This is a genomic window from Klebsiella sp. V115_8, assembly GCF_029967715.1.
Taxonomy (GTDB): domain Bacteria; phylum Pseudomonadota; class Gammaproteobacteria; order Enterobacterales; family Enterobacteriaceae; genus Klebsiella; species Klebsiella quasipneumoniae.
The window spans coordinates 56,336-69,247 of record NZ_JASCAR010000031.1 but is presented as its reverse complement, the minus strand read 5'-3'; the positions used below and the strand labels follow the sequence as shown (position 1 = coordinate 69,247).

Genomic DNA, 12,912 nt, shown 5'->3' with positions numbered 1-12,912 from the left:
TCGCAATAATCCTTATTTCTGTACAACGATATTTTCTTGTGATGGATCGACGTGTTGCATCTGCAACTTCTCGGTCGCGATCCGTTCAACCCGACTGTGATCGCCGAGCGCGTTCTCTTCGAGGATCAGGTTGCGCCACTCAATGTCCAGGGCGTCGCGTTCCAGAACCAGTTGTTCACGCTGCGCGGTCAACAGGCGCGTGTGGTGCGCGGTGGTGACCACGGTAATCGCCGTAATAATGATGCAAATGAACAGGCAGAGTGGCAGTTTCCCAAACCGCAGAAGGTCGTCCCCGATCACGCCAGGCAAAGCATGGCGCTCGTTGCTTCCAATCGACCCTTTAACTTTGCTTAAGGCCTCTGTCACTCTGCCGATCATGCGTTCGTCCTCTCTGCGATACGCAGCACTGAACTACGGGCACGTGGATTCTCTGCCACCTCTTCTTCGCCCGGCATCAACTTGCCTAGTGCTCGTAACTCACGGCCGCCCAGTTTTTTGAGCTGCGATTCGGTCATCGGTATTCCCGCCGGAACCTGCGGACCGCGGCTTTGCTCACGCATAAAGCGCTTTACAATGCGATCTTCCAGCGAATGAAAACTAACGATCGACAGCCGCCCGCCCGGGGCCAGCACGCTGAGCGAGCTTTTTAGCGCCTGCTCTATCTCCTCCAGTTCACTGTTTACCCAAATGCGCACCGCCTGGAAGGTACGGGTCGCGGGATGTTTGTGCTTATCTTTTACCGGCATCGCCGCGGCGATGACCTCCGCCAGCTCTTTGGTGCGGGTCATCGGTGCAATGCGATTACGTTCGACGATCGCGCGGGCGATCCGTTTACCGAAACGCTCTTCGCCGAAGGTTTTAATCACCCAGGCGATATCCGCTTCTTCAGCGGTCTGCAGCCATTCGGCCGCGGACTGACCGCGGGTCGGATCCATGCGCATATCCAGCGGCCCGTCGCGCATAAAGGAAAAGCCGCGTTCCGCATCGTCAAGCTGCGGGGAAGAGACGCCAAGATCGAGCAGAATGCCGTCGATCTTACCGGTAAGATTGCGCTCGCCGACGTACTCAGCAAGCTGTGAAAATGGACCATGTACGATGGAAAAGCGGGGATCATCGATGGTTTGCGCGACGGCAATCGCCTGAGGATCGCGATCGATTGCCAGCAAGCGTCCTTCCGCTCCCAGTTGGGAGAGGATCAGGCGCGAGTGACCGCCGCGACCAAAGGTACCATCAATATAGATACCGTCTGGACGAATATTGAGGCCGTTGACGGCTTCATCCAGAAGTACCGTAGTGTGTTTAAAATTTTCCATCATTTTTATAAAGACAAATCCTGCAGGCGCTCCGACAGTTCACCGGTCGCGGACTGCTCAGCGTCGATATCTTCCTTGACCCGTTGATACCAGGTCGTTTCGTCCCACAGTTCAAATTTATTAAACTGCCCGACCAGCATCACTTCTTTTGTCAGCCCGGCATGCTGCCGTAACACCGGCGCTATCAGCAAGCGACCGGCATTATCCATCTGACATTCGCTGGCATGACCCAGAAGCAAACGCTGTACGCGCCGCTCAACGGGATTCATGCTCGATAAACGCGACAATTTCTGCTCGATGACTTCCCATTCAGGCAATGGATAAAGCAGCAGGCACGGGTGATGAATGTCAATGGTGCATACCAATTGACCGGCAGCGTCCTCGATCAGCCCATCGCGATAGCGCGTTGGCACGGCCAGGCGGCCTTTGCTGTCGAGATTGACTAACGTTGCTCCACGGAACATGCCAGCCTCACCCCTTTTCGCCACTTTATCCCACAAATTCCCACCACAAGGAGTTTACGGAGCGGAGGAAAAGCTTGTCAAGCCAGCACGAATGCCAACGGAGCTCAAAAACCCATTATTTACAGCCGACATTAGCCCTGATGAAAAAATCATCAACAGGCGAGGCAAATTAACGTTATGAATACGTGTAAGAAAATAACCAACAAACTCGTAACAGTTATAAACATCAAAATATCTTCGGCGGGAAAATATAAAGTGTCAGTTTGCGACGCGAGCGGCATTTTAGGCCATTATGCCGGCCGTTAACAGTACCTGTTGCTGGCTGAAGGGCTGACCAGGCGCGGGATAAGGCAGGAGAGAAAGGTTGGGGCTAACAAAATGGGTGTTAATTCAGCAATTAACCTGGTGAATGTAACAAAATAATACAATTAAAGCCGGCACAATCATTTTTTGTGTCCCGTTTTGAGTCGCAAAACGATTGCCAGCGAATAAAACAAAATAACGCGTAAAGAAGTTTAGGGATTTGTCTGAAATATATTCAGTTTTGCATTCTGGACGTCAGTTGCCTGATTTATCGCCAGCGGCCTGCTCACTGGCAGGCCTGCCAGGATTAATCCTGGGTGCTGACGATATTGCGCCCTTAACGGCGATTCAGGCTGCCGCGGCGATAAAGATTACGACGAATACGGCTGAGGCCCGGCTTCGGCTTGCGCGGTTCATCGAGGCTGGCGAGGACGATCTCGAGCACCCGCTCAGCGACATCGCGATGGCGCTGGGCCACGGCCAGTACCGGACACTGCAGGAAATCGAGCAGCTCATTATCGCCGAAGGTGGCGATCGCCAGCTCGGAAGGCAGTTTACCCTCACGGCGCAGCGTCACATCCATGACGCCCTGCAGCAACGGGAAAGAGGTGGTGAACAGCGCCTGCGGCATCGGATGGGTTTCAAGCCATTTCTCAAACAGCTGGGCCGCCGCTTCTCGCTCGTAGCTGTTGGCATAGAGATAATGCACCTCACGCGGATCGTCCTGCCAGGCTTTACGGAAGCCTTGCTCGCGCAGGAAGCTCACCGACAGTTCCGGCAGCGCGCCCAGATAAAGCACCGTTTCGCCGGGAAAAGTCCGCAACTCGGCGGCGAGCATCTCGGCATCATCCTGGTCAGCGCCGACGACGCTGGTGAAGTGCTCGCGGTCAAGGGCGCGGTCGAGGGCGACAATCGGAAACGGATCGTTAGCCCAGCGCTGATAAAAAGGGTGCTCCGGCGGCAGCGAGGTGGAAACAATGATGGCGTCCACCTGGCGCTGTAGCAGATGCTCGATACAGCGCATTTCGTTATCGGGCTGATCCTCCGAGCAGGCAATCAGCAACTGATAGCCGCGCTGGCGCGCCTGCCGCTCCAGATAATTTGCAATGCGGGTATAGCTGGTGTTCTCCAGATCCGGGATCACCAGACCGATAGAGCGTGTGCGTCCTGCACGCAGGCCAGCAGCGACCGCATTCGGGTGATAGTTGTGCTCTCGCACGACAGCCATCACTTTTTCGACCGTTTTATCGCTTACGCGGTACTGCTTCGCTTTGCCATTAATCACATAGCTCGCGGTGGTTCTTGAAACACCGGCCAGCCGGGCGATTTCATCCAGTTTCACAATTGCCCCTTGGGTAAGAAGTGCCAAACATAACCATTATTCAGGTATGGAACCCTTTTTATAACATCTAAGCGCAGAATAGTTAGCGCAGCAACCGCTTTCGCTTACAGTTCCTACTGATTTCGCAAAAAAAAAAGCCCGACAGTCGCTGCCGGGCTATTTTTGCATCAGTTCCCGATCCTCAGCGCATGATTTTATCACCGCGAGACAGGCCGACCACGCCGGAGCGAGCCACTTCCACGATCCGAGCGACATCGCGCAGGGAGGCCAGGAAAGCGTCGAGCTTATCGCTGGTGCCGGCGAGTTGAACGGTATAGATAGAAGGCGTCACGTCGATAATCTGTCCACGAAAGATTTCGGTGTTGCGCTTCACTTCTTCACGGCCGTAACCGCTGGCCTGGACCTTCACCAGCATGATTTCGCGTTCGACATGAGCCCCCTGCCCCAGCTCGCTGACCCGCAGGACATCCACCAGCTTGTGCAGCTGCTTTTCAATCTGCTCGATCGCTTTTTCATCGCCCACGGTCTGGATGGTCATCCTGGAGAGGGTCGGATCGTCCGTCGGGGCGACAGTCAGGCTTTCTATATTATAGCCGCGCTGGGAAAAGAGGCCGATAACGCGGGACAATGCGCCCGATTCGTTTTCCAGTAATACCGATAATATTCGGCGCATAATCAGGTCCTCTCCGTTTTGCTCAACCACATTTCATCCATGCCGCCGCCGCGGATCTGCATGGGGTACACATGCTCACTGCCGTCGACGGTGACATCGACAAACACCAGCCGGCGCTGTCGCACCTGCTCCAGGGCTTCTGCAAGCTTCGTCTCCAGCTCCTGCGGCTCGCTGATGCGGATCCCAACGTGGCCGTAGGCTTCCGCCAGACGAACGAAGTCCGGCAGCGACTCCATATAGGACTGCGAGTGGCGCCCGGAATAGAGCATATCCTGCCACTGCTTCACCATCCCCAGATAGCGGTTGTTAAGGTTAAGCACCAGGACCGGCAGCTCATACTGCAGCGCAGTAGAGAGTTCCTGAATGTTCATCTGGATACTGCCGTCACCGGTCACGCAGACGACCATTTCGTCCGGCAGAGCCATTTTGACCCCCAGCGCAGCCGGTAGGCCAAAGCCCATGGTGCCGAGGCCACCGGAGTTAATCCAGCGCCGCGGCTTGTCGAAGGGGTAATAGAGGGCGGCGAACATCTGGTGCTGACCCACATCGGAAGTGACATAGGCATCGCCCTGAGTCAGGCGCCAGATCGTTTCTATCACCGCCTGCGGTTTGATCTTGTCGCTCTGGTCGTCGTAGCGCAGGCAATGGCGGGCGCGCCACTGCTCAATCTGCTGCCACCAGTCGCGAATGTCGTCCAGCGGCTGCTGCGCCTCTTCCTGCTCCAGCAGCTCCAGCATCTGCTCCAGCACCAGCCGGGCATCGCCGACGATCGGCACATCTGCTGGCACGGTTTTCGAGATTGAGGTCGGATCGATATCGATATGCAGCACAGTCGCGTTCGGACAGTATTTGGCCAGGTTATTGGTGGTCCGATCGTCAAAGCGAACGCCGACGGCAAAAATCACGTCTGAATGGTGCATGGTCATGTTGGCTTCATAAGTGCCGTGCATGCCCAGCATCCCCAGCGCCTGCGAGTGCGTCGCCGGGAAAGCGCCCAGCCCCATCAGGGAGGAGGCCACCGGCAGCTTCAGCTTTTCCGCCAGCTCGCGCAGCTGAGGTTCGCAATGCGCATTGATCGCCCCGCCGCCGACGTAGACGACCGGCTTGCTCGCCGCCACCAGGGTCTGCAGGGCGCGTTTGATCTGGCCTTTATGACCGCTGGTCGTCGGGTTATACGAGCGCATGCTGACCGCGTCTGGCCAGACGTACGGCAGTTTCTTCGCCGGATTGAGTATATCCTTCGGCAGATCGACCACCACCGGCCCGGGGCGACCGCTGGCCGCCAGCCAGAAGGCTTTCTTCAGCACGCCGGGAATATCTTCGGTCTGCTTCACCAGGAAACTGTGCTTCACCACCGGGCGGGAAATCCCCACCATGTCGCACTCCTGGAAGGCATCGTAGCCGATAAGCGATGTCGCCACTTGTCCGGAGAGGATCACCAGCGGGATAGAGTCCATATAGGCCGTCGCGATACCGGTGATGGCGTTCGTCGCCCCAGGCCCTGAGGTCACCAGCACCACACCGACCTCCCCGGTCGCTCGCGCCAGGCCATCCGCCATATGCACCGCCGCCTGCTCGTGGCGAACCAGCACATGATCGATACCGCCAAGGGTATGTAACGCATCATAGATATCGAGGACTGCGCCTCCGGGATAGCCGAATACTTGCTTGACGCCCTGATCGACAAGCGATTGGACGACCATCTCGGCTCCTGACAACATCTCCATGGTTTGCCTCCAGGCTTATTGTTTTACGACAGCGGAACTCAATTTCCGCGCGCTCGCACGATGCGAAGGAGTACCCCTCCGCACTGAGGTGAATGGACTGCATGCCACTACCATAACTGCTCGCCAGCAGGCAGGCAATTCGCCACCGGAGATGCTTTCTAAGTAGAATAAGAAGAAAAACAAGCGGAGAGAGGAAAATATGGTGGAATGCTTCAGATATAAGAAAAGAGAATAGTAAATACTCGGAGAAAAGGCGCGATAGCAGGAATTGATCCATTTTTTGTTAACGGGCGGAGAGCAACCGAAAGGGTAAACAGCATAAAATTCTGCATTATTGTAATTAAATCATATAAAAAAAGGAGCCGAAGCCCCTTTCATGCTTATTGCCATCGGCTCAGCGCTGACAAATATCCACCAGCAGCTCTTCCATCCACTGATGACCTTTATCGCGACCCGCCGCTTCGTGCCAGGAGAGATAGCAGGTCCGGCTATTCACCTTCAGCGGCAGAGGTAATATTTGCAGCGCTAACTTATCGGCAAACTCATTTGCCAGCCAGCGCGGCGCAATGGCCACCATCTGCGTTTGCGACACCACGTTTAATACGCTGACCATCGCATTACCTTGATATGCGATGCGCGCTTGTTTATCGGCGGTGTCATACCACGGCAGACTGAATGAGGCATACCGATCGAGAGCCACCGCGGCATGCTCCTCGCGATAAATATCAGCCTCCATCACCGGTCCGGAGATACGCGGATGGTTGCGGCTAGCCACCAGAACCATTTCATCTTTGAATAGCGGTACACAGGCAAACTCAGGACGACGAAATTCTTCATAACCGATCACAAATTCCGTTTCCTGATAACGTAACTGATGTTCCGTATTTTGATTAAGCGCTGATTTAAAGACTAAATGAATATTGGGCGCGATTTCGGCGACTTTATTAAAAATCAACGACGTCAGGATGTTATCCAGCGGGCTACAGACGCACAGATTGAAAACACGCTCACTGCTCAAGGGTTCAAAACCGGAGCCTGGCAATTCGTTTTGTACCAGCTGCAGCGCCTGACGCACTGAGCCAAACAGCTGATAGGCCCGCGCCGTCGGCTGAATACCGCGGCCATAGCGCACAAACAGCTCATCATTAAACATCACTTTCAGACGTGAAACCGCGTTGCTCACCGCCGGTTGAGACATGCCGAGCGTATGGGCGGCACGGGTAATATTCTGTTCCTGCATAACCGCATCAAAAACGGTAAGCAGATTGAGATCAACCATCCGTAGTTGAGGTTTTACGACTTCCTGTCCGGGGGCTGATTTATATTCTGGACTTTCAATTAACATATCTAGTTCCGCCGTCACGATGAATTCCCTTTACTAAACCGCTATAATTAGCGCCGAAAATATCATTTATCATGCCAATGACATTTGCAAAATAGCAAAGGTGTATTTTAGGAATATATCAAGGCTATGAGTGGCAGTGTCAAACCGGTACCACCGGAATAAATAAACTGCTCAAACAATATGAGTTACTTAATGAAGATGAGTCTAACCATAATCCAGGAAAATAAAAACAACACCAATGGTTAACTGTAACTTAAGCAATAATAAAGTATTTTATTTTCCACCCCATAAAATTAACAACTATTTATCATTGAAAAAAGATCCGCTAAGGGGTAGACATATTCACACGAAAAATAAATATAATTATTTCATTCAGATAGCGATTTTTGACCGCTTCGCTCGCGGCGCATCGTGAGCGAGGCCTTTAATGCAAAGTACATTTTCAAATGAAACATATCCCTGTGCGCCCCCGCAGGTCCAAAATAGGATCTTCGGCAAAAAAGGGCTAACATCAGCACAATTAGCTAATTCACGCCGCGGACCAAAAACGCTTTTTCCATGCCAGGGGTTGACTTTGAAACGGCTATCCAGTAACTCTAAAAGCATAACGATTTCATCTGGAGTTTGACGCAATGATTCGCACCACTCGCATCACCAGCCTACTACTACTAAACGCATGCCATTTGCGCGGTAGGCTGTTGGGCGACGTTCAGCGTTAAGTCATCTTCCAGCAAGACTATAAAACCCGCGCCTTGGCGCGGGTTTTTTTATGCTCGTCAACAAGGCGCCAGGACACAGACTAAGGATCCAAACCATGAGCCAGCAAGTCATTATTTTCGATACGACCTTACGTGATGGCGAACAAGCGTTACAGGCAAGCCTGAGTGTCAAAGAGAAGCTGCAGATTGCTCTGGCCCTCGAGCGCATGGGTGTTGACGTGATGGAAGTCGGTTTCCCGGTTTCTTCTCCGGGCGATTTTGAATCCGTGCAGACCATCGCGCGCACCATCAAAAACAGCCGCGTATGCGCCCTGGCGCGCTGCGTCGAGAAAGATATCGACGTAGCGGCGGAATCCTTAAAGGTGGCCGAAGCGTTCCGTATCCACACCTTCATCGCCACCTCGCCGATGCATATCGCCACCAAACTGCGCAGCACCCTGGATGAGGTCATTGAACGCGCGGTTTATATGGTGAAGCGGGCGCGCAACTACACTAACGATGTCGAGTTCTCCTGTGAAGACGCCGGCCGTACGCCGATTGCTGACCTGGCTCGCGTCGTGGAAGCCGCGATTAACGCTGGCGCCACCACCATTAATATTCCGGATACCGTCGGCTACACCATGCCGTTCGAGTACGCCAACATTATCAGCGGCCTGTATGAGCGCGTACCGAATATCGACAAAGCCATTATCTCCGTCCATACCCATGATGACCTGGGTATTGCCGTCGGCAACGCCCTCGCCGCGGTCCACGCCGGAGCCCGCCAGGTAGAAGGCGCGATGAACGGTATCGGCGAGCGCGCCGGCAACTGCGCGCTGGAAGAGGTCATCATGGCGATTAAAGTGCGCAAAGACATCATGAACGTGCACACCAATATCAACCACCATGAAATCTGGCGCACCAGCCAGACCGTCAGCCAGATCTGCAACATGCCGATCCCGGCGAACAAAGCCATCGTCGGCACCGGCGCCTTCGCCCACTCCTCCGGTATCCACCAGGACGGCGTGCTGAAGAACCGCGAAAACTACGAAATCATGACCCCGGAATCCATCGGCCTGAACCAGGTACAGCTGAACCTGACTTCCCGCTCCGGTCGCGCGGCGGTGAAACACCGGATGGAAGAGATGGGTTACCAGGAGAGCGATTACAACCTGGATCACCTGTACGACGCGTTCCTGAAGCTGGCGGACAAAAAAGGCCAGGTCTTCGATTACGATCTGGAAGCGCTGGCCTTCATCAACAAGCAGCAGGAAGAGCCGGAGCATTTCCGCCTGGATTACTTCAACGTTCAGTCCGGCTCCAGCGATATCGCGACCGCCTCGATCAAACTGGTCTGTGGGGATGAGATCAAAACGGAAGCCGCCAACGGCAACGGTCCGGTTGATGCTATCTACCAGGCGATTAACCGCGTCACCGATTACAACATTGAATTAGTGAAATATGGCTTAAGCGCGAAAGGCCACGGCAAAGACGCCCTGGGCCAGGTGGATATCGTCGTTGACTACAACGGCCGCCGTTTCCACGGCGTTGGTCTGGCAACGGATATCGTAGAGTCGTCAGCCAAAGCGATGGTTCACGTGCTGAACAACATCTGGCGCGCCGCCGAAGTCGAAAAAGAATTGCAACGCAAAGCTCAGAATAAAGAGAACAATAAGGAAACCGTGTAATGTCGAAGAATTACCATATTGCCGTTTTGCCGGGTGATGGCATTGGCCCGGAAGTGATGAACCAGGCGATGAAAGTACTGGAAGCCGTGCGCCAACGTTTTGCCATGCACATTACCACCAGCCAGTACGACGTCGGCGGCGCGGCCATCGACCGTCAGGGAACTCCCCTGCCGCAGGCGACCGTCGCCGGATGCGAGCAGGCGGACGCGATCCTGTTCGGCTCCGTCGGCGGCCCGAAGTGGGAACACCTGCCGCCCGCAGAACAGCCAGAGCGCGGCGCCCTGCTGCCGCTGCGTAAACACTTTAAACTGTTCAGCAATCTGCGCCCGGCCAAACTGTATCAGGGGCTGGAAGAGTTCTGCCCGCTGCGCGCCGACATCGCCGCCAACGGCTTCGACATTCTCTGCGTTCGCGAACTGACCGGCGGCATCTACTTCGGTCAGCCGAAAGGTCGCGAAGGCAGCGGTCAGCATGAGAAAGCTTTTGATACCGAGGTGTATCACCGCTTTGAAATCGAACGTATCGCGCGCATCGCGTTTGAATCCGCCCGTAAACGTCGTCACAAAGTGACCTCCATCGATAAAGCCAACGTCCTGCAGTCGTCCATTCTGTGGCGCGAAATCGTCACCGAGATCGGCAAGGAGTATCCGGACGTTGAGCTGGCGCATATGTATATCGATAACGCCACCATGCAACTGATTAAAGATCCGTCCCAGTTCGACGTGCTGCTGTGCTCCAACCTGTTCGGCGACATCCTCTCCGACGAGTGCGCGATGATCACCGGCTCGATGGGTATGCTGCCGTCCGCCAGCCTCAACGAACAAGGTTTCGGCCTGTACGAGCCAGCAGGCGGCTCGGCGCCGGATATCGCCGGCAAAAATATCGCTAACCCGATCGCGCAGATCCTCTCCCTGGCGCTGCTGCTGCGCTATAGCCTCGACGCTGACGAGGCGGCGAGCGCGATTGAAAGCGCGATTAACCGCGCTCTGGAGGAAGGCGTTCGTACCGGCGATTTAGCGCGCGGCACGGCAGCGGTCAGCACTGATGAAATGGGCGATATCATTGCCCGCTATGTCGCAGAAGGGGTGTAATCATGGCGAAGACGTTATACGAAAAATTGTTTGATGCGCACGTGGTGTATGAGGCGCAAAACGAAACTCCGCTGTTGTATATCGACCGCCATCTGGTGCATGAAGTCACCTCCCCGCAGGCCTTTGACGGCCTGCGCGCCCACGGCCGCCAGGTGCGCCAGCCGGGTAAAACCTTCGCCACCATGGATCATAACGTCTCGACGCAGACCAAAGATATTAACGCGTCCGGCGAGATGGCCCGCATTCAGATGCAGGAGCTGATTAAGAACTGTAAAGAGTTCGGCGTTGAGCTGTACGATCTGAACCACCCGTACCAGGGCATCGTTCACGTGATGGGCCCGGAACAAGGGGTTACCCTGCCGGGGATGACCATTGTGTGCGGCGACTCCCATACCGCCACCCACGGCGCCTTTGGCGCGCTGGCCTTCGGCATCGGCACCTCCGAAGTAGAGCATGTGCTGGCGACCCAGACCCTGAAACAGGGTCGTGCGAAAACCATGAAAATCGAAGTGCAAGGCAAAGCGGCGCCGGGCATCACCGCCAAAGATATCGTGTTGGCGATCATTGGTAAAACCGGCAGCGCCGGCGGCACCGGCCACGTGGTGGAGTTCTGCGGCGAAGCGATCCGCGATCTGAGCATGGAAGGCCGCATGACCCTGTGCAACATGGCGATCGAGATGGGCGCGAAAGCGGGCCTGGTCGCGCCGGATGAAACCACCTTCAATTACGTACGCGGCCGTCTGCACGCGCCGAAAGGCAAAGATTTTGACGATGCGGTGGCGTACTGGAAAACCCTGAAAACCGACGACGGCGCCACATTTGACACCGTAGTGACGCTGCAGGCGGCTGAGATTGCCCCGCAGGTGACCTGGGGCACCAACCCGGGCCAGGTGATTTCGGTCAGCGATAATATCCCCGATCCTGCGTCGTTCAGCGACCCGGTGGAACGCGCCAGCGCCGAGAAAGCGCTGGCCTATATGGGGCTGAAATCCGGCATTCCGCTGACGGAAGTGGCTATCGATAAAGTATTCATCGGCTCCTGTACCAACTCGCGTATCGAAGATTTGCGCGCGGCGGCGGAAATCGCCAAAGGGCGTAAAGTGGCGCCGGGCGTCCAGGCGCTGGTGGTGCCGGGTTCCGGTCCGGTGAAAGCGCAAGCGGAAGCGGAAGGCCTGGATAAGATCTTTATCGAAGCCGGCTTTGAGTGGCGCTTACCGGGCTGCTCTATGTGTCTGGCGATGAACAACGACCGCCTGAACCCGGGCGAGCGCTGCGCCTCCACCAGCAACCGTAATTTTGAAGGCCGCCAGGGCCGCGGCGGACGCACGCACCTGGTGAGCCCGGCAATGGCCGCGGCGGCAGCTGTGACCGGCCATTTCGCCGATATCCGTAATCTGAAGTAAGGAGACCATCATGGCAGAGAAATTTACCCAACATACCGGCCTGGTGGTTCCGCTGGATGCTGCAAACGTCGATACCGACGCGATCATTCCCAAGCAGTTTCTGCAGAAAGTGACCCGCACCGGCTTTGGCGCGCACCTGTTCAACGACTGGCGCTTCCTCGACGATAAAGGTCAACAGCCGAACCCGGAGTTCGTGCTGAACTTTCCTGAGTACAAAGGCGCATCTATCCTGCTGGCGCGGGAAAACTTCGGCTGTGGCTCCTCGCGCGAGCATGCGCCGTGGGCGCTGACCGATTACGGTTTTAAAGTCGTTATCGCCCCAAGCTTTGCCGATATTTTCTATGGCAACAGCTTCAACAACCAGCTGCTGCCGGTGACGTTGAGCGATGAGCAGGTCGACGAGCTGTTCAAACTGGTGCAGGCCAACCCGGGCATTACGTTTGAAGTAGACCTGGAAGCGCAGGTGGTTAAAGCGGGGGATAAAACCTACAGCTTTAAGATCGACGATTTCCGTCGCCACTGCATGCTCAATGGCCTGGATAGCATCGGCCTGACGCTGCAACATGAAGCGGCTATTTCCGACTATGAGCACAAGCTGCCGGCGTTTATGAATTAATCTTCGCGCCCGGTCATTTGACCGGGCTTTTTAGTTTATTGCGGCAGAAAATTGAGATCTTACGCACAAAAAACAATATTGCTTCACCGTTCGTCAGCCCATGACGTTGGCCTGCCCCACGCGATAAAGACGAATGATTCCGCTTTCCTCCCCCTGACCTGCGTGGTTTATGTATTATCCCTTCACTGCAAGTAAAAATAAGGTACGAGTGTTTAATATAAAAATATAACAATGTGAAAAAAGCGTTAA

Annotated in this window: 12 protein-coding genes; 5 read left to right on the top strand and 7 right to left on the bottom strand. The window is 55.1% G+C overall.

Features of this window, described 5'->3' with window-relative positions:
- Positions 1-12: 12 nt before the first annotated feature.
- The 7 genes from ftsL to leuO form a co-directional block, all read right to left on the bottom strand.
- Positions 13-378 carry a cell division protein FtsL gene (gene ftsL / locus QLG03_RS13590; RefSeq protein WP_002888550.1) on the bottom strand — a complete coding sequence of 122 codons (366 nt, stop codon included), beginning with the start codon at positions 376-378 and terminating at the stop codon, positions 13-15.
- Positions 375-1,316 carry a 16S rRNA (cytosine(1402)-N(4))-methyltransferase RsmH gene (rsmH, locus tag QLG03_RS13585; protein WP_255989386.1) on the bottom strand — a complete coding sequence of 314 codons (942 nt, stop codon included), beginning with the start codon at positions 1,314-1,316 and terminating at the stop codon, positions 375-377. Before rsmH ends, ftsL begins: the two co-directional genes overlap by 4 nt.
- A 2-nt stretch (positions 1,317-1,318) precedes the next feature.
- Positions 1,319-1,777, bottom strand: coding sequence for a division/cell wall cluster transcriptional repressor MraZ (mraZ, locus tag QLG03_RS13580; protein ID WP_004204327.1), 459 nt, complete (start codon positions 1,775-1,777; stop codon positions 1,319-1,321).
- Positions 1,778-2,417: 640 nt separating this feature from the next.
- Entirely contained in the window at positions 2,418-3,422 is a 1,005-nt protein-coding gene (gene cra / locus QLG03_RS13575; RefSeq protein ID WP_004145952.1) for a catabolite repressor/activator, read from the bottom strand.
- Between the two features lie 181 nt (positions 3,423-3,603).
- Positions 3,604-4,095, bottom strand: a complete 492-nt coding sequence (gene ilvN / locus QLG03_RS13570) for an acetolactate synthase small subunit (RefSeq protein ID WP_002888536.1) — start codon at positions 4,093-4,095, stop codon at positions 3,604-3,606.
- A gap of 2 nt (positions 4,096-4,097) precedes the next feature.
- Positions 4,098-5,822 carry an acetolactate synthase 3 large subunit gene (gene ilvI, locus QLG03_RS13565; protein ID WP_147733721.1) on the bottom strand — a complete coding sequence of 575 codons (1,725 nt, stop codon included), beginning with the start codon at positions 5,820-5,822 and terminating at the stop codon, positions 4,098-4,100.
- Between the two features lie 394 nt (positions 5,823-6,216).
- A complete protein-coding gene (leuO, locus tag QLG03_RS13560; RefSeq protein ID WP_147733720.1) occupies positions 6,217-7,185 on the bottom strand; it encodes a transcriptional regulator LeuO in 969 nt (322 codons plus the stop codon).
- Between the two features lie 614 nt (positions 7,186-7,799).
- On the opposite strand from leuO, the gene leuL reads away from it, so the two are divergent.
- The 5 genes from leuL to leuD all read left to right on the top strand — a co-directional run bounded on the left by leuL (position 7,800) and on the right by leuD (position 12,663).
- A complete protein-coding gene (leuL, locus tag QLG03_RS13555) occupies positions 7,800-7,886 on the top strand; it encodes a leu operon leader peptide (RefSeq protein WP_017901192.1) in 87 nt (28 codons plus the stop codon).
- Between the two features lie 95 nt (positions 7,887-7,981).
- On the top strand, positions 7,982-9,553 hold the full coding sequence (gene leuA, locus QLG03_RS13550; protein WP_023291975.1) for a 2-isopropylmalate synthase: 1,572 nt from the start codon (positions 7,982-7,984) through the stop codon (positions 9,551-9,553).
- The gene (leuB, locus tag QLG03_RS13545; RefSeq protein ID WP_023291974.1) at positions 9,553-10,644 is read left to right on the top strand and encodes a 3-isopropylmalate dehydrogenase; all 1,092 of its coding nucleotides are present in this window, start codon (positions 9,553-9,555) and stop codon (positions 10,642-10,644) included. Before leuA ends, leuB begins: the two co-directional genes overlap by 1 nt.
- Positions 10,645-10,646: 2 nt before the next feature.
- Entirely contained in the window at positions 10,647-12,047 is a 1,401-nt protein-coding gene (gene leuC, locus QLG03_RS13540) for a 3-isopropylmalate dehydratase large subunit (protein ID WP_023291973.1), read from the top strand.
- 10 nt (positions 12,048-12,057) lie between these two features.
- Positions 12,058-12,663, top strand: a complete 606-nt coding sequence (leuD, locus tag QLG03_RS13535; RefSeq protein WP_023291972.1) for a 3-isopropylmalate dehydratase small subunit — start codon at positions 12,058-12,060, stop codon at positions 12,661-12,663.
- Positions 12,664-12,912 lie beyond the last annotated feature (249 nt).